Raw genomic sequence first — 17,227 nt, 5'->3', positions numbered from 1 at the left:
AAGCTACGAAACGTTTTTAGGTAACGTTCCATCTTGAACAATTGCGCCAAGTTGACTTGTTCAAATAACTCTCTCATCCTGCCAACTACCTAATAGCTCTTCGAAAATGAGTCTCGGTGCAGATTGCTGGTCATTTCGTAGTTGGCTTTTTACCACCACCATAATATTTAACCTCGGAACAATAAATATATATTGTCCAAATATACCATTAGCATAGTAATAATCAATCGAGGAGTTAGTTTTAGTATTTTCATAAGTCCATAGCTGATATCCATATCCATATATTCCTTCTTTTGTGGTTGTAGTTTGCTTATATGGTCTTATTGCCTGAATGAGCCAGTTGGATGAAATCACCTGATTTGAATTAAATCGCCCTTCGTTTAAAAATAACAATCCAATCTTCACCATATCCTCTAAATTTAACGAAATGCTAAAACCACCCCCATGAATTCCTTGTGGGTCCCTTTGCCAAGTGTATTTATTTATCCCTAATGGAAAGAATAAATTTTTTTCAGCAAATGAAGCGGTGGAAATTCCAGAAATTTTTTGTATTATCGCACTTAGTAAATGAGAGTCTCCAGAATTATATTGAAAGATTGAACCTGGTTTATGTATAATCGGTTGTCCTAGTATGAATTTAACCCAATTTTTTGATCCTTGGAAATTCCCTACTTTTAACCCCGAAGTCATGGTCAGCAAATGAAATATTGTAATTTCTTTCTTTTGCGGATCATTAGACTCTAATATTTCTGGAAAATAGTTTTGAATGGGTTCGTGAATATTTTTTATTAATCCTTTATCTACCATAATTCCAATTAATATAGAAACAATGCTCTTTGTAATGGAATAAACCTTTGACGGCTTTTCTACGACCTTTTTATTCTTCAAGTATTCGTAGATCCGTGTATTCCCTTTATAGATGACAAAAGCTTCAATTCTAATACTTTTAAGTTTCTTTTCTAACTCATTAAAAGATATTTTACTCATACCTTTTTTATCCCCCTTTCACAAATACCATGCTCGAATTACCATATGTATTCAATTTTGCTTGGGATTATTCCTCCATTAAATGGCCCTTAAATGATATAGGCCTATTGCTTTTTCCGTTATCATCCATATTTATTTCATTCTTTCTGATAAATTAAATTACGTATTTTCTCTAGTCCTTTCAGATTTATGTAATTATGTTATTGTGACATTATTATCTTATTCTTGAGTAAACATTCATCAAAAGATAGTATATAGTTTGGGATATAATTAGGAAGGAGACAACATGGATAAACGTATATATTTTTTAATGATTCTATCCTTTATAATAGGTCTGGTTGAACTGATTATTAGCGGGATTTTAGATTTGATTGCAGAGGATTTACATGTAAGCATCGGCCAAGCAGGTTTGCTAATCACTGTTTTTGCTGTCATTTTTGCAGTTACATCGCCAATTTTACTTGTCATGACAGCTAAAATAGAAAGAAAAAGGCTAACATTAGTTTGCTTGTACATTTTTTTAATTGGTTGTATCGTAACAGTATTTGCACCTACTTTTTCTATTTTGTTTATAGGAAGAATTATTTTAGCATTAAGTGGAGCGCTATTAATCATATTGTGTTTAGTTATGGCTCCTAGCTTAGTAGAAGAACAGTATAAAGGTAGGGCCATTGGAATCGTCTCTGTGGGAGTAAGTGCTTCGTTAGTTTTAGGGGTACCGCTCGGGCTTATCATCGGAGATAATTTCGGCTGGAGAGCACCATTCGTACTGATAACTATTTTAACAGCATTATCTATTATTGGGGTTCATGTATTAATGGGAAGAATACAACCGAAACCTCAAATTCCATTGAGGAAGCAGCTTTTAGCATTTAAAAATTACAAAACCACATTAGGGCTAACAACGACATTCCTCTATATGACAGGCCATACGATTATGTATGCCTATTTTAAGCCTTATTTAGAAGCAACCTCTGATTTTAATGCTACTTGGATTAGTGTCATCTATTTCATTTTCGGTTTTTCTGCTGTAGTTGGTGGAGGTCTTGGTGGTGTAATGGCAGATTTATTGGGATCAAGAAAAACAATGATTATTGCTCTAGTCGTTTTTAGCGCTTTATTCTTTATATTTCCATATTCAACAGATTCATTTCCAGTATTCCTCATAATCATTATCATTTGGGGGATTCTCAGTTGGGCGATTTCCCCAGCTATGCAATCTTATTTAATTGAAATAGCACCTGAATCATCGGAAATTCAGCAAAGCTTGAATAATTCAGCTCTTCATTTAGGTGTTGCTGTTGGTTCAGTGATTGGGGCTGGAATTGTAGATACACTTTCAGTCGAAGTAAATCCATTTGCTGGTGGAATATTCATCATTTTATCATTCATTACTGTCGTCATTTCTATTAGCAGTAAGAAAAAAACAGCTTATAATACAAATAGAGCAACTTGAGATTTTTCAAGTTGCTCTATTTTATAGTATATTTCTTTTCCTACACGGTACCTTAGCATAAAAAGCTGTATAAACAATATTCAAAGGAAAAGCAACGAAACGTTGGTTTCACAGCATTTCTTAGCTATTTCTGTATTCCAAAACTTTCATTTGGGAACGTTTTTTAATTTTCTAATGAATAAATATGATTGTGCTGTTGTGATGATTTTAATTTTTTATAAAGGAAAATTGAATAAGTAACTAAGATTGCAAGAATCACAAATGTAAAAATATCGTCACCATCTTTAGAAGCCAGAACAATAAAAGTATTATTGATTCCATGGAATAATATTGTAACTATTAACGGTTGTCCTAATGCGATTAATAGAGCTAAAACCATGCCAGTCGAAAATGCGTAGCTTATTTGGATAATTGTACTCAACAAGTCTTGACCACCAAGAAGTTGTAAAGAATGGGTTATTGCAAATAAAAGGCTTGATACTGTAACCGCAAGTATAATCCCATTTTCTCTTAATACCGATATCATAAATCCTCTATAAATCACTTCTTCTATAAAGGCAATAATAAGTATATTAGTTATCATTACTAAAATTACATTCGAATAATCCCCTAAACTAAGCCCACCATTTCCTATATATAAAATTATTAAAATAATTAACAGTGGCATTGAATATAATAATGTTTCTTTTACTGAACGAGTAGAAAATAGGTTCAATGCTGTTCGACTTTTTTTAGAGAATAATAAAAAACCGTATAACATTAAAGCAAATGGTACTAAGCCCAAATATGAGAGAAACGGATCGTTAGTGGAAGTTATTGAAACATACGCACCATTGACAATAAAAAACGCTAACACGAGAAATTCTAAACCAATTACTTTCAAAAATTGTTTCATGTATTACGCCACATCCTCGTTGTTATAAATTGGAAATATTTTACTAAAAATATTATACACCATTAAATTATTTGAGAGGAAAAGAAGTATTCCCAAAGCGTCGTTTTGTATCCATTCATAAAAGAAAGATGTTCAGTAAAATGGCACTTTAATGAAAACGGGCGCAGATCCTTGTTACAGAATCGCCCCCGTTAGTTGAATAACAAAACTTCCAATTTGAATCAATAATCAATAGAATTGGCTATATCTAACAAGGTTTCAGGAGTAACTTTATCTGATACTCGTTTATCAAAACTTAGCATATATTGCCAATCATCTCTTTCGAAAACAAGCACATTAAATCCTGAAATAGCCATATAAGTGGCTACAATTCCTTTTTTTAATTCAAAGGTTTTTATCACGTATTTCTCTTTGTTTTTTCTAAATAATCAGCTATTCATTTGTTTTTACTTCTTTCTTTATCGTTATTTTTCGTATTGCATATACGACTACCAACAAAAGAGGTAAAAAAAGTCCGATTGATAATGTTAAAGAATTACCCGTTGTATCGTCAAAATGTTTTTGGTAGATGATATTAGGATAAATCACGAGAGAAAGGACAACGGCAATCATGCCTAACGGTAAGGTTAGAGGGCGGTAATCTTTCAAATTCAGAATTTGTGCCATCCCTAGAACGGAAGCATAAAAATAAAGGGTCGTCTTAAAATAGAGAGTGATTATCCAAAGTGATGCAATTAATCCCTCAATACGCTGTATAAAATTCCCGATATTTATCTTTTTGGTTAATTCATAGCTTGGATAAATCTCTCCTGCCGTTTTCTCAAAACCTAAAACCGTAACACTCAAAAATGTAATAATGATGATGACGATGCCGCCTATTAAGTTTCCAATTAAAAAAGCTTTTTTACCTTGTTTCATTTTATTAACAAAAGAGGGGAAAATCATTAAGAGAACAACCGCATTTACTGAAGATATTATGACGTAAAAAATGGATGATTGAACGATCTTTTTTGTCCCCATCTCATATACAGGCTGTATGTTTTCAAAGTTCATATCAGGTGAAAGGCACACCACTAAAATGAAAAAAAAGACGAAAAACACGACAATTAAGATTTCTGCAGTACGAGCGAAGGTTTCCAATCCAAGACGGACTCCCATCACCACAATCCCCGCCATAAGAATATTAAGAGCTACCATTGGAGTATTTGGCATCATATAAATGTTTAGGAATAGCCCAAAATAATACAGAAGTTCTGAAGCATATAGAAGAGATATGAGCACAAACAATACTGAAAAGGCTTTACCTATCCATCTTCCAAATAGTTTTTCAATGATTTGGACATAGGTGAGGTTAGGGAACCAATGTGCTATAGTAATGAATAGCCATATGACTAATAGACCGATTCCCGTACCAATTATAGCTGCAATCCAGGCGTCTTGCTTTGCATCGGTTGCTAATGCTGATGGCACGGTTAAGATGCTCGTACCAATCGTAAATAAAATAACTAAGACTAAGAATTGGTACGAATTAATTTTAACGTCTTGCATCATTTCATATCATCCCTTCCCCTCTACACTGTTCTTTTATTTCAACAAAAGAGAAATCAAATCATTAAGCGGTTTAAAAATAAAAGTGAGTAAATCAAATGGATTTGGAATAGGTCTTTTAAATCCAAAAAGTGTAATACTTAGACCTACCCCAATTACAAGTAGAATTGAAAACACAAGTAACTCTTTTTTATACTTTTTTTCCAAGAGTGGTGGAGCTTCAATCCACAGAATGGCTGCTGCAATCAGGAGTATTCCTATACTTTTTATCATAATTATTTAACCTCTATCTTTTCTAAGAAAGAATTACCTACTGTACCCGTATGCATAAGTTCTACGTCTACGTTAACATTCGCTGTCATTTCAGGGAATTCCTCATCCCAATTCTCTTTAAGCTTTTTCCATTCTTTCGGATTAGATCGATGAATGGCTTCACCAAATCCAAATATGTCTGACTTATACTGTTTTTGTACCGTTTCAATGGTCGATTTAATGAGCTCTTCCATCTCTTTTTCAGTATTCTTCTCTAGCTTAACAAATGTTTCTGGGTCATTAAGATTAATTTGACACTCTACTTCCCCAACATTTCCTTTTAATTTAATATTGACATCCACTTCAGGGTTACTTTGGTTTATTTTTCCTTTAATTTTAGAATCCATTTGAATAACCTCTATAGTGGCTTTCCCCTCTTCAGGACAAGATATAGTAGTTACAGAACTTTGCACTTCGTTGACGATATCATTATACCCTCTGCCTTCTCGTTCAGTTAACCAGCCCACTAGTTTATCTTTCTTAAACACCGCTAAATTATCATATTTAATTCGTGCAGAAGGAATAATCGATTCCACATTCTGTTTGCTTGATCCCATTTCTTGATCCCCTGTTACTAGTATCCCTGTTAATACAGCTTCCCTTCCACTACTTGTCATAGAGGCTATCAACTCATCTAACTTAATGCCGTTTGTTGCAGCCCAAGAAGCTTCTGACGTTTGAAGGGTGTTAAACATTTTATTGGCGGGTATACTTTCAATCGGTGTACTAACATTCAGTACTTCCTCTGCGGTCATATCCTTAGCAATTACAACAAAGAAATCAGATCGAAGTTCCCGATCTCTTGACAGTAAATCTAAGGATTTCGCTATTCCTTCTTCAGCTAAATCCTCACCTAGCACAAGTATTCGAAGATGTCCTGGATATATTTTCCTTGGAGATGTCTTTGTAATTTTTCGAATGGCTTCATATACCGTTTTTCCGTTCTCCTGAAACAGGGTGACTGGTGAACGCCCAGTACCTGTTTTCATGGTTATTTCCGAAGGTACAACCACTTGAGCAGTTACTTGGTATTCATCTTCTACTTTATCTATTCCTATTGCCAACGTAATGCCAAGCTCATTTAATTCCCTCCGGTCCCAACACCCCATAAGAATGGGGCTGAGAATCAGAAGAACAAACATGCACTTTTTCATCGTTTAACCCCCTTCGTTTTTTGGTGGTTCTGGTTTTGCAGAGGCTGAATCTTGTTGCCTAACGATATTTTGTTGATTGATTAGACGAGGTCGAGTAAACATTTTCCATATAGGCAAGCGAATAAACGTATCCTTTTGATCGGATAGATTAAAAGGAGCTAGTGAAGCCATATAAGGCACACCAAAAGAACGCAAACTGCATAAATGCAGAAGTAGAGCAATTAAACCAATCATTATTCCTACTAATCCAAAAGAAGCAGCTATTGCCATAAACCCAAAGCGTAGCATCCTGACAGAGATAGCTAAGTCGTAAGTTGGAGAAACGAAACTAGAAATGGCGGTTATTGAAACCACGATTACCATCGCAGCAGAGATGATGCCTGCTTCAACCGCTGCGGTTCCAATTACAAATGCCCCTACAATAGACATGGCTGTACCGATACTTCGTGGCATTCTTAAGCCTGCTTCACGCAAGATTTCAAAAGTGACTTCCATTACGATTGCTTCAACAAATGCCGGAAATGGGGCACCTTCTCGTTGGGCTGCCAGACTAATAAGGAGTGCAGGAGGTAGCATGGCATGATTAAAAGTTGTGATCGCAATAAATAATGCAGGTGCAAGCAATGCAATCCCGAATGCAAAAAAACGAAGGAGTCGAATAAGGCTCGCAATATCCGCACGTTGATAGTAGTCTTCTGACGTTTGAAAAAATTGAATGAATACTGCTGGAACAATTAGGACAAATGGTGTTCCATCTACAAAAATAGCTATTCTTCCTTCCAATAATTCTGCAGCTACTACATCCGAACGTTCCGTGTTAAGTATGGTTGGAAAAGGTGAATATGGTGCATCCTGAATCAATTCCTCTATATTTCCACTTTCGAGAATTCCATCAATATCTATTCTATCCAAACGCAAATGGACTTCTTTCACTATTTTGTCATTTGCAATTCCGTTGATATACATCATGGCAACATTCGTTTTCGTGCGTTTTCCAATAACTTTAGATTCCATCCAAAGATTTGGGTCTTTCACTCTTCTACGAACTAAGGCGGTATTTACACGCAAATTTTCGGAGAATCCTTCGCGGGGTCCTCTTATTACCACCTGGGAAGTTGGTTCATTTACTCCTCGCTCAACCCAATGCCTATTGGAAATGATTAAACCTTGGGCATATCCATCGATCAAAATAATCGTATCCCCCGATAAAAGTCCAGTAAAAAGCACTTCAAAATTAGTTAGTTCTTTAATTTCTCCTACTGTCATGGCATAATCTTTTAATACGCTAATCAGATTTTGTTCAGGAGAAAGCTTTTTCTGTAATTCGTCCCCTTTAATATCTAGCATGAGCGTTTCCAAAATGAAATTTTGTAATGAGGCTGTATCTGTTAATCCATCTGTATAGATAATACCGGCTTTAATAGTTTCTTCTTTTCCAATTCGAATTTCTCGAATGATAATATCTGAGCTTTTCCCAAGGGAATCTTTTATTATTTGTATATTTTCTTGAAGATTTGCTTTTAATTCGTTTGCTGAACTTGTCTCCATCATTTGGCTAGTTGAAATAGAATTGGAATGCATTTTAGAATTACTTTTCTTTCTGAAAAAGCCCATAGACTACCTCACATTTACTTTTTATTTTTTTGCGTACTATATTTAATTTTTTTTATGACTTTGCTAGCTAGGAATATATTTGATTATCCTAAAACTATTCTATTAAGATTGTTGATGAGAGATAGATTCTCGTTTTCTTTAGCATGAGGAAACTCCTTTCAACTGAAAAGTCTTAAAATACATATTTTTTTCAAACTATTTAAATCATACCACTATTATTAAATAGCAAAATTTTTTCGACAAAACTTCTAATTAAGAGACAAAAAAAGTAAACGGTAAAATACACTTCTCAAATCTACCAATATATTTAAATACTGCAATGATCAATAAAGCTTTCTTAATGAGCGTTTTTTCCTTTATAAATAAAAAAAGCAAGTAAAGTGAGTTAAAGTTACCAAAGCGTCGATTGGTAACCATTCATAAAAGAAAGATGTTCAGTAAAATGGCACTTTTCATAAAGAAAAGGCACAATTCTTGTTGCAGAATTGCGCCATTTTCTTGAATAAGAATTAAATTAATTTGAAGTCTCTTCCGATAAAATTAGCTGAAACTGGACTTAATTCTAATTCTCTTGCCCAAACAGAAAGTTGGCCAACATGATGAATTTCGTGAGCAACTATATGATGTAATATTCCACTTCTTGAATAAGTATCTTCATCCCAAGGAACAGACACAAGTTGATCATTTGATTCATCCGAATTTGTTTGTATTAACTTAACTATGTCATTACGAAATGTATCTGAAAGAGATTTAACTTTTTCAAGGGTATTATATTCATTAAACTGAACTACTACATCGTCTTTACCCTCAATAGCACGAATCCAACTATACTCCACATCAATTATATGAAAAAGAGTATATAAAATACTTCCTACCCCTCCAATACGGTCTTTTAACAAATCTTCGGTTGATAATTGTTTACACAAGTTAAACCATTCGTCCCTTACCTGCCAGTTATACTCAAAAAATTTAATCACTGAAAACACCCCAATGTTTAATTGTTAGTCTAATAAGGTATTAGCCTCTTTCCTAAAATACCTTTTTCTTTTTTAAATTAAATGGCCCATTAATGAAAACGAGCGCTGATCCTTATGACAGAATCACGCTCGATAATTATAACTAATCAATCACCACCCGGTATTTCAGGCGATGAATCGTAAGATTTTTTACTACTTGCATTGTAATTACGACGTCTATTCTGTCTTATTTTTTCATATTTACGTTCGGTTGGGTTCATTCTTTGCCATCTAATCCAATGATACACTTTCGATATAATTTTCAGCAGCAACACATAACCAACAAATCCAATAATCAGTAAACCAAAGAAACCACTAAATAGAAATTCCATCTAATTAAATCCCTTCTAATTAATCTCTATAGCTATAAATTACGTTTTACGTTTCAATTAGTTTCAAGTTTGGGCGCATTGTTAACGAGTACTATTTTATTTTATAAAATCGAATATTTTTAAATCTACTTCATCTATGTGACCAATCTTTTGCTCTAAGTCCCATAATCGAATTTCGGAAGTCTCGTTATTTTTCTGAAATGGTTGGAGTTTTTCAAGAGTAGTAAAATAGACGGGATTATACTTAATTGCATCATCTATTACATTTTTTACTTTTAACAAACCCTTAAATTCTATATTCAAAACTCTTTGCCCAGTTTCTTCGTAAAGTTCTCTTATTGCACAATCTTTTGGTGTTTCATTCGTTTCCCTTTGTCCTGCTGGTAATTCCCATTGCTTTCTTAAAGTGTTATAACATAATAGATATTTGTCATCACACTTTATTACCGCATATGATCCAGCCAATCGGTGATAATTATATATTTCAGTTTCTTTCACAACTATAAATTCAAGAAATTGGAAACAGTTATTCTTTGTAACTATCAATTATTTCCCTCCCCTAATTGAATCCCTTCCCAAACAACTTTTATCGTTATTAAAGTAATTTAGACATATATAATTCGTTTACATAAGAATCACTTATTATTAGTGAATCTTTTTTGATACCTTCCATTTCAAAGCCCATTTTTTTATATAGATGAATGGCCTGTTCATTATTTTCAATTACCGTTAATTCTAATCGATGAATTTGTTCTTGTTTTGCCCAATTTGTAATGTATTCAAAAAGAATTGTCCCCACACCTTTTCCTCGACTATTCGAGTGTACCCCGATTGCAATGGAAGCACGATGAGATGTACGAGACAGATTTTCTCCCTTTACTATAAGGTAACCTAAAATTTCTTCATTTTCTAAAGCAATAAAAAAACCAGACCTTGGAGCATTATTAATTGAATTTATAAATTTGCTTAGTGATGCCACCTCCATGCGTCTTTCACCAGGTGCAAATAACATGAAACCCGACGCTTCCGCATCTGTCATAACAGAAAGTATTTTTAGTGCATCTTTGTCAATTGCTTTTCTTACAAACATATAATCCCTCCTTAAAAATAAAAAACTCCGTCTCAACAAAGAGACGAAGTTCAATTCGCGGTACCACTCTAATTAGTTAATATTTAAATTAACCCACTTAAGCTATAACGGTAGCTGCCGTTTATCCCTACTTAATTTCAGCATAAACACTCCTGGACGAGTTCGGGAATTTACTGACTGTTTTTCACCAACCAACAGCTCTCTAAGCAATAATTATTCCTTACTACTTCCAATCAACGTTAATTTCATAATTATCCAAATATTACATGTATTATTTGATTCTGTAAAGTCCTATTTTAAGTACCAAAGCGGGATTTGGGAAATTAATATACCACTTTTCAAATGCTATATAGAAATACCCCCTTTCAGTATTAAATCTAAAAGGGGTGGAAATAACCTAGTATTACAGACTTAATGTCATAAAGTGTAATATATTGTCTTCTTGTTTCGTGTTAACAGCAATTTTATTACGCTGTATTTTTCCACAGGATATACATTCATGTACAACTTGATATCCTTTTTTACTTGAATAATCAAGTCGAATTGGCTTCATTAATCCTTTACAACTACTTAAACGGTCGCCTGGTTGATTGTCTAGGTGTTTTGAAAATAAACAAAATGGACAATGATTTCGAAAGCTTCCGTTTGTTAATGGTTCGACATATGCATGACAGTTTTCACAATGAAAAGCTGTATTTTCAGTTTTTCTACTCAACGTATCTTCCTCCAAGATGAATGATTTCATCTGAAGAAAGGGTTCCGTTAGGTTTTCCTATCACAAGATAGTTTCAGGCTTTTAAAGGGAAGTTACAAATTCACCGCCTTGTTCTGCAAAGCGATTACTTCTAGTTCCTACTTCACAATAGCATCTTTCATCTTTTGATCCGAACCTCGATTAATTTTATGGATTTGTATCAACCACTGTAAGACAGACTTACTCCACCTTCCACTAGTAAGTGTTCACCTTTAATCACTGACAATGGCATTCGTCCCCTAAAAGATACGTTGGTTTTTATCCAATAGATGCATAAAAACACTCCGTTTCATAAGCTAATGATTATTTCCATATTTAATTATATCAAATTTTATTGTTTTTTCTGAAATTTTTATCAATAAAAAGGTTTGCCTTGAACAAGTCCCAAAACCATACCTTTCATAAAAGAAAGATATTCAATAAAATGGCCCTATTACTGAAAAAAGTACAATCACTCTTCAAGAATTGTGCTCGATTGTTGATCTAAGGAGTTTCTATTGGCTGGTTTAGTTCAACTATTATTTTTCTGGTTCTATAACTCTGTGTTGAACTTCATGTTACTCTTTTCCACTAAACTCTAAAATATTTATACCCTCGGATGCTTCTGGTGCTTCAAAAAATTTAGTAACATGATTAAACACCGCTTCCGTGTCAAAAGCTGCTCTTTCGGGTTGTTCGTTTCGCCTTTGTTCAATTTGGCGTAAGCATTGATCGTTATTTAAATTTAGGTAAATTAGTTGATGGTTTGCATTGACCTCTGACGCCATTTCCAAAAACCACTTTCGCAGTTTTTGAGTGTTAGCTGGAAAATCCATCACTACATCTGTACCAACACTTAATATGTTTTGCACATGCTTTTTCACCAACGGCTTGAGCTGCGCTGAGAATTTTAGATAGTCCTCAAATGATGTGAACTGATTGGGATAAAGAGCTGAAAGCCATTCATCCTCAGATAACAGTACCGCATTTTTTTCTATTGCTAATTTTTTTGATTTAGTTGATTTTCCTGCTCCCATTTTTCCACAGAAAAAGTAAAGCGTCCCCAATTGATTCATATTTTTATCCCCCGAACTTATTTTAGTGGTTTAACCTTTTTTCAAGAATATGGCCCGTTTATTGCAGATAAAGCTCTCCTGCATAATGAAAAAGTATAAATTTTAATCGATTTTAGCTATCCATTCCATTAATACTAGATTGTTGTTAAGATTTTTAATTCTCTTAAACCCACATTTTTTATAACTTGATATTGCTCTGACATTATTACTTTTTACCTCTAATAGAATTTTTGAGGCACCTTTATTACAAAGGGAATTTAACATCATTTGTATCATTTTGGTTCCTATCCCTTTACCCCATAATTCAGGTTCTCCTATAAATTGATCAATTCCATAGATATTTTGGTTTCCTAGATAGCCGTATTTTTTTAATTCAGTTTCTTTAATCTTATAATATTGTATATAGCCAATTGATTCATTTTTGTATTCTACAATACAAGGAGTAACATAGTGTTTACCTTCTATCCTTGGACCGTATTTATTTATCACTCTATCTAAATTTGAAGGTGGTTCTTCATAAAATTCTAATACTCTCTGGTCATTTAGCCATTTTACCATTAAATCAAAATCACCATAGTTCATAAGTCGAATAAGTAATTCTTTGTCAAAAATCAAGCCTATTTTCTCCCTCCATCTATCTTTAATATACTTAGAAAGCATACCTCATCAATACGGCTCTATGTATAAAGAAAGGGCCTAATTCATGTTGCAGAATTGCGCCCTAATCTTGAATAAGCATACCCTTTTTCGAGGTATTTACAAAAAATCACCAAATTGTCCCTAATGGATAAACTCAAAACAGCACCGCAGGAAATGCTATCCCATACGGTGCTGCTCAAAATAGGCTGATGTGATAGCCTGTTCATTTTATTAAACCATAACGGGTATGGTTTTCATTTCATAGATTTTTTGAAGAGTATCGACAAGTTTCGTCTTCTCGTCATCAGCCTCTGTGTAGAGATATCCCTCGACAAGCCTGTACCCAAATACGAGAAGGATTAACTCGTAGACACAAGGATCGGAAATTTGGGATACGTCCGCATACTCCGAAAAGCCATTGTAATAAGCAGGGATGCAGCGCTGGTAGTTTTCGACCATGTTATCGATATCCGATTCATCCGCGATTAGGCTTGCAAGATCCTCGCCCAGGTAGCCCCATCCGCTAGTATCCCAATCGATAAGCGCGAATTTCCCGTCAGCATAAATAAGATTGGTTACCCAGAAGTCCCTGTGACATAGCACGAGGGGCAATTTTTCAATACGGGCAAATATCTCGTCTGCTTGCTCATCAATGTCAATGAGCATTTGACGCAGGTGCAAGGGCAATTCACAGTCTTCTGATCGTATATAATCGTAGACGACCGGCCATGACCGGTAACGCAAATACGAATTTTTCCTAAGATCCGGATGGCTTAGATTCGTCAGGCTCTGAAGGACGGCGGGTTGCTCCGCATACAGCTTGCCTTGAAAACGCCCCAACTCCAACGCGGCCGCTTCATACATGTCACTGGTCAAGTCTAAACCGGTTACGCCATCGATATATTCCAGCCACAGATAGTATTCATTCATTTCGGCATTGAGTTCGGCGTGATAACATATCGGCCAACGAAGGGCTTGCGAGAAAGTCGCTCCCAAGTCAGACGAATAGAGATCATATTCCCGACGCCATGAACCCGGATCGCCGTAACGTTCCCATTGTTTCTGGATTTTCAGCACGATACGGTAATGCAATTTATCGCCATCCACGGTCTCGGCGATTCCCGTTACCAGGTACACATCTCCTACAGTTCCGCCCTGTAACGGCATAGTTTGGTAATCAGTAGAGATGATATTCGTTTTGAACTTTTGATTTAAAGCATAAATCAGCTTTTCAATTTCAATAATCATTTATTCCTCCATTTTCTTCTTAGTCGATTTGGTAGAGCATATTATCCTGGATATACTCGTTATCAAGATACATCCGGTTAATATGATTTTCTTATGGTGAATCGTTTTAATTAAACACCCACATTTTACCATAATTGTAACATATAAGTTTTTACATTCATATGCTTTATAAAATTTTATAAGGAAATTAAAGATTTTCTTTAAACTTCATAATTGAAATTTCTTCACTATAAATATCTGAAGAGGGTTGTTCAAATATATGGCCCGATTGCAGCACAGACCTTATACATCAAACGCCCTTTAGATCAATAAGAACCTAAATATTCCGTTTGTAGTTCTGTCTCTATAACTTGACTTTCGAAAGAAACATTGTACGCCTTAGCATTAGGCCTTGAGCTAACTATTTTACTAATTTCTTGTTCCTTGTAATGAATTGCTACCCCATCATATGTCGCAACCCCTGATTGTATATTTTTTGATTCAATGAGTTTATGATATGCGGGTCTTCTTTCTATTTCTCCATCGTAATGTGGACAATTACTCCCCTTTAAAAACCCCAAACATTTTATTGGTTCAAGTCCATCACCATACGAATCAGTAACCCCTTCTTCAAACCAACAAATAGAACCTGCACTTAACCCAGCTAAAATAACACCTTGATTCCACGCTTTTCTTAAAATATCGTCTAAGCCCCATTCTTTCCACAAAGTTAAAAGGTTTTTAGTATTTCCTCCACCAACATAGACAATGTCTTTCTCTAAAATAAAGTTCTCAAGATCCCTAGTCGGTGGATTAAATAAAGATAAGTGGGAGGGTATACAATCCTGTTGATTAAAAAAGTTATAATACCTTGATATATAATTATCAGAATCTCCACTTGCAGTAGGAATAAAGCAAATTTTCGGATTAGCTTTCTTTGCTTGTTTTATTATATACAAATCTAGCAATGGATTATCTGGTTCCATTGAAAAGCCACCACCACCAAGAGCAATTATTTGCCTCATCTACGTTCTCCTTTCAAAAAGTATTAAGTAGTTAGTTCTTCAAATGATAATTACTCCCTTGTTAAACTAAATGGTCCTATCTTTCTTCAGCTAACTGACTTCGATTGTTGAATAAAAAATTCACTCAAAACATCGTTAGGGGGACATACTGTTTATAAACAGTCAAAAGCAAACACCCCACTCATTGGGCACTGACTACCCTTTTTGAGACAAGAATAAAACACCATTTTATGCAGCCAATTGACGGTATTGAACCGGCGATTGGCTGTTTAGTTTCGTTTGAATACGGATATTGTTATAATAAGTAATGTATTCTTCGACAATCTGTATCACACGTGCGTTCGTTGTGCGATAGATATCGTCGAGATAGAACGTTTCAGACTTTAGCGTGGAATGAAACGATTCGATTGGGGAATTATCAGCTGGCGTGCCTTTGCGGGACATGCTCATGGTAATTCCTTTTTCTTTGGCTGCTTTTTGATAAGCATAGGATGTATAAACGGAGCCTTGGTCACTATGCAGAATGCATCCTTCTGGTAGCTTAGGCAATTGATAGAGCGTATCCAACACAAAATCAGTGTCTTGTTTGATACCAGTAGTTTGTGCCACAATTTCGCCATTGTAGACATCGAGAATACTAGAAAGATACATCATCGATTGTCCAAAAGGCAAGTACGTAATATCCGTGACTAGCTTCTCCATAGGCTTAGATGCTGTAAAATCGCGTGCTAATAAATTCGGTGCGACGTATGCTGGCTGCCCGGTACGCTTCCGTTTCTTCACCTTTACTTTACATTGCCAACCATATTTTTGCATAACACGCTGCACAGTCTTCCTACAAACTCCTGGGTACAGATTAGCAATCTTTCGATAACCATATCGAAATTTATTCTGTTTGCACAAGTCGCCAATCTGCTGATCTCGAATCTCCTTTTGTGTGGATTGATCCACATCCTTTCTCCAACGATAGTATGACGAGCGACCTACGCCTAAATGACGACAGATTTCACCAATTGGCATAACATCTTTTAATTCTTCAACTAATTGAAGTACTACTTTTGGCGCCACTTCCCTTCCAATTCCGCGTACTTTTTTAAAACTTCAATCTGTTGTTTCAACTCTAGATTCTCTGCCTGTAGCTTGGCTGTCTCACTTTCAAATTCCGGTCCTTTGCCGAAGGCATATTGTTTACCAACTGGTTGTTTAAGACGGTGCATTTCACCATTTCGATACCAATGCATCCATCGCTTCAACTGCGTATAGTTTCGAATGTCCAATTCTTCCATTACTTCTTTTACCGGTACGTTAGCCATTCGCATTTCAATTGCCTTCATTTTCACTTCTACTGGATAACTGACTCTTGTTCCCATAGAAAAACACCTCCACATTGATTATTTCAGGTTTAAGTCCCCGTTATTCAATGAAAGGTGTTTTTATTTGTCTCATGTTATTAGGTCAGTGCCTTGCTAGAATGGGGTGTTTTGTTACATAACTTTCATTTGGGAACGTTTATTTAGTTAGTTTTGTATATTTATGATAGATGGTAAAAGTGATTAATTTTTTTTAATTTCTGTTGCATTAAATCCCTCATCAGAACAATTAGTCAGTTTTTCCCATTTAGCTGCTTTGTAATCTATTGTTTTTATATAATCATTTTTACCTTCTATATACATCTCAATACTGTTAGGGTATTTATCAGCTAAAGTTTGTTTTAATTGACTATAGTTTTGGGCTTCTTTTGGATGAGCAATCATATAATCTCTAAATGCAAGATGTCGAGTTATTTCAGGATTTCCTTGTTCAAAAATATGAACATGATGAGTTCTATTATTCCCACCTTTACTAAAATAACGTCTATTAGGAATACCATTTTCTCCATGAACTCTGTAACCTAACTGTTCAAACTGATAATTAAATTTATCAACTTCACTAAGACACGTAACTTCAATCAAAATATCAATTACTGGTTTAGCCTGTATATTCGGTATTGCAGTACTTCCAATATGAAAAACATTTATTACTAAAGTTCCTAATATATTTTTAAGTTGCTTGCTTTCTTCTTCAAACATCAACGACCATTCTCTTTTATGTGAAGATATCTCAACTTTCCGCATATTACTTCC

At 34.8% G+C, this 17,227-nt stretch carries 19 protein-coding genes and 1 other annotated feature; of the genes, 1 reads left to right on the top strand and 18 read right to left on the bottom strand.

Annotation, left to right across the window (positions count from 1 at the left end):
• Positions 1-60: 60 nt before the first annotated feature.
• On the bottom strand, positions 61-987 hold the full coding sequence (locus O7776_RS07935) for a serine hydrolase domain-containing protein (protein WP_274310058.1): 927 nt from the start codon (positions 985-987) through the stop codon (positions 61-63).
• 286 nt (positions 988-1,273) lie between these two features.
• Here O7776_RS07935 and O7776_RS07930 point away from each other — a divergent pair, with 286 nt between their 5' ends.
• On the top strand, positions 1,274-2,443 hold the full coding sequence (locus O7776_RS07930) for an MFS transporter (protein WP_274310057.1): 1,170 nt from the start codon (positions 1,274-1,276) through the stop codon (positions 2,441-2,443).
• 163 nt (positions 2,444-2,606) lie between these two features.
• On the opposite strand, the gene O7776_RS07925 is transcribed toward O7776_RS07930, so the two are convergent.
• The 17 genes from O7776_RS07925 to O7776_RS07845 form a co-directional block, all read right to left on the bottom strand.
• Positions 2,607-3,338, bottom strand: coding sequence for a CPBP family intramembrane glutamic endopeptidase (locus tag O7776_RS07925; RefSeq protein ID WP_274310056.1), 732 nt, complete (start codon positions 3,336-3,338; stop codon positions 2,607-2,609).
• 221 nt (positions 3,339-3,559) lie between these two features.
• Entirely contained in the window at positions 3,560-3,739 is a 180-nt protein-coding gene (locus O7776_RS07920; RefSeq protein ID WP_274310055.1) for a hypothetical protein, read from the bottom strand.
• A 31-nt stretch (positions 3,740-3,770) separates the two neighbouring features.
• The gene (locus O7776_RS07915) at positions 3,771-4,889 is read right to left on the bottom strand and encodes a GerAB/ArcD/ProY family transporter (RefSeq protein ID WP_274310054.1); all 1,119 of its coding nucleotides are present in this window, start codon (positions 4,887-4,889) and stop codon (positions 3,771-3,773) included.
• A 33-nt stretch (positions 4,890-4,922) separates the two neighbouring features.
• Positions 4,923-5,159: a hypothetical protein gene (locus tag O7776_RS07910; protein WP_274310053.1), complete on the bottom strand. Its 237-nt coding sequence runs from the start codon at positions 5,157-5,159 to the stop codon at positions 4,923-4,925.
• Positions 5,160-5,161: 2 nt separating this feature from the next.
• Positions 5,162-6,352 (bottom strand): Ger(x)C family spore germination protein, encoded by a 1,191-nt coding sequence (locus tag O7776_RS07905; protein WP_274310052.1) that lies wholly within the window; start codon positions 6,350-6,352, stop codon positions 5,162-5,164.
• 3 nt (positions 6,353-6,355) lie between these two features.
• Entirely contained in the window at positions 6,356-7,966 is a 1,611-nt protein-coding gene (locus O7776_RS07900; RefSeq protein ID WP_274310051.1) for a spore germination protein, read from the bottom strand.
• A 509-nt stretch (positions 7,967-8,475) separates the two neighbouring features.
• Complete coding sequence (locus O7776_RS07895) at positions 8,476-8,943, bottom strand: DinB family protein (RefSeq protein ID WP_274310050.1); 468 nt, start codon at positions 8,941-8,943, stop codon at positions 8,476-8,478.
• 146 nt (positions 8,944-9,089) lie between these two features.
• A complete protein-coding gene (locus O7776_RS07890) occupies positions 9,090-9,314 on the bottom strand; it encodes a hypothetical protein (RefSeq protein ID WP_274310049.1) in 225 nt (74 codons plus the stop codon).
• Positions 9,315-9,410: 96 nt separating this feature from the next.
• Positions 9,411-9,860, bottom strand: coding sequence for an NUDIX domain-containing protein (locus O7776_RS07885; RefSeq protein ID WP_274310048.1), 450 nt, complete (start codon positions 9,858-9,860; stop codon positions 9,411-9,413).
• A gap of 49 nt (positions 9,861-9,909) precedes the next feature.
• Positions 9,910-10,404, bottom strand: coding sequence for a GNAT family N-acetyltransferase (locus O7776_RS07880; RefSeq protein WP_274310047.1), 495 nt, complete (start codon positions 10,402-10,404; stop codon positions 9,910-9,912).
• A gap of 36 nt (positions 10,405-10,440) precedes the next feature.
• Positions 10,441-10,650, bottom strand: a binding site (T-box leader).
• A 157-nt stretch (positions 10,651-10,807) separates the two neighbouring features.
• On the bottom strand, positions 10,808-11,119 hold the full coding sequence (locus O7776_RS07875; RefSeq protein ID WP_274310046.1) for an RNHCP domain-containing protein: 312 nt from the start codon (positions 11,117-11,119) through the stop codon (positions 10,808-10,810).
• Between the two features lie 596 nt (positions 11,120-11,715).
• Entirely contained in the window at positions 11,716-12,213 is a 498-nt protein-coding gene (locus tag O7776_RS07870; protein ID WP_274310045.1) for a P-loop nucleotide/nucleoside kinase family protein, read from the bottom strand.
• Positions 12,214-12,315: 102 nt separating this feature from the next.
• Positions 12,316-12,828, bottom strand: a complete 513-nt coding sequence (locus tag O7776_RS07865) for a GNAT family N-acetyltransferase (protein ID WP_274310044.1) — start codon at positions 12,826-12,828, stop codon at positions 12,316-12,318.
• 255 nt (positions 12,829-13,083) lie between these two features.
• A complete protein-coding gene (locus O7776_RS07860; RefSeq protein WP_274310043.1) occupies positions 13,084-14,100 on the bottom strand; it encodes an aminoglycoside phosphotransferase family protein in 1,017 nt (338 codons plus the stop codon).
• Between the two features lie 305 nt (positions 14,101-14,405).
• Complete coding sequence (locus O7776_RS07855) at positions 14,406-15,104, bottom strand: Type 1 glutamine amidotransferase-like domain-containing protein (protein ID WP_274310042.1); 699 nt, start codon at positions 15,102-15,104, stop codon at positions 14,406-14,408.
• A gap of 228 nt (positions 15,105-15,332) precedes the next feature.
• Positions 15,333-16,474, bottom strand: a protein-coding gene (locus tag O7776_RS07850) for an IS3 family transposase (RefSeq protein WP_420802120.1) whose coding sequence is annotated in 2 segments (ribosomal slippage) — positions 15,333-16,201 and positions 16,201-16,474 — 1,143 coding nt in all. Because the reading frame shifts where the segments join, the coding sequence is not laid out codon by codon here.
• A 183-nt stretch (positions 16,475-16,657) separates the two neighbouring features.
• Positions 16,658-17,218 (bottom strand): GrpB family protein, encoded by a 561-nt coding sequence (locus tag O7776_RS07845; RefSeq protein ID WP_274310041.1) that lies wholly within the window; start codon positions 17,216-17,218, stop codon positions 16,658-16,660.
• Between the last annotated feature and the right edge of the window lie 9 nt (positions 17,219-17,227).

Source organism: Solibacillus daqui (assembly GCF_028747805.1).
Lineage (GTDB): Bacteria > Bacillota > Bacilli > Bacillales_A > Planococcaceae > Solibacillus > Solibacillus daqui.
This window is presented reverse-complemented; position numbering and strand designations above follow the sequence as displayed.

Excerpts from the sequence above, each read along its gene's own strand:
- O7776_RS07935 (WP_274310058.1), bottom strand. The coding sequence starts at position 987 with ATGAGTAAAATATCTTTTAATGAGTTAGAAAAGAAACTTAAAAGTATT.
- O7776_RS07930 (WP_274310057.1), top strand. The coding sequence starts at position 1,274 with ATGGATAAACGTATATATTTTTTAATGATTCTATCCTTTATAATAGGT.
- O7776_RS07925 (WP_274310056.1), bottom strand. The coding sequence starts at position 3,338 with ATGAAACAATTTTTGAAAGTAATTGGTTTAGAATTTCTCGTGTTAGCG.
- O7776_RS07915 (WP_274310054.1), bottom strand. The coding sequence starts at position 4,889 with ATGATGCAAGACGTTAAAATTAATTCGTACCAATTCTTAGTCTTAGTT.
- O7776_RS07910 (WP_274310053.1), bottom strand. The coding sequence starts at position 5,159 with ATGATAAAAAGTATAGGAATACTCCTGATTGCAGCAGCCATTCTGTGG.
- O7776_RS07905 (WP_274310052.1), bottom strand. The coding sequence starts at position 6,352 with ATGAAAAAGTGCATGTTTGTTCTTCTGATTCTCAGCCCCATTCTTATG.
- O7776_RS07900 (WP_274310051.1), bottom strand. The coding sequence starts at position 7,966 with ATGGGCTTTTTCAGAAAGAAAAGTAATTCTAAAATGCATTCCAATTCT.
- O7776_RS07890 (WP_274310049.1), bottom strand. The coding sequence starts at position 9,314 with ATGGAATTTCTATTTAGTGGTTTCTTTGGTTTACTGATTATTGGATTT.
- O7776_RS07880 (WP_274310047.1), bottom strand. The coding sequence starts at position 10,404 with ATGTTTGTAAGAAAAGCAATTGACAAAGATGCACTAAAAATACTTTCT.
- O7776_RS07870 (WP_274310045.1), bottom strand. The coding sequence starts at position 12,213 with ATGAATCAATTGGGGACGCTTTACTTTTTCTGTGGAAAAATGGGAGCA.
- O7776_RS07860 (WP_274310043.1), bottom strand. The coding sequence starts at position 14,100 with ATGATTATTGAAATTGAAAAGCTGATTTATGCTTTAAATCAAAAGTTC.
- O7776_RS07855 (WP_274310042.1), bottom strand. The coding sequence starts at position 15,104 with ATGAGGCAAATAATTGCTCTTGGTGGTGGTGGCTTTTCAATGGAACCA.
- O7776_RS07845 (WP_274310041.1), bottom strand. The coding sequence starts at position 17,218 with ATGCGGAAAGTTGAGATATCTTCACATAAAAGAGAATGGTCGTTGATG.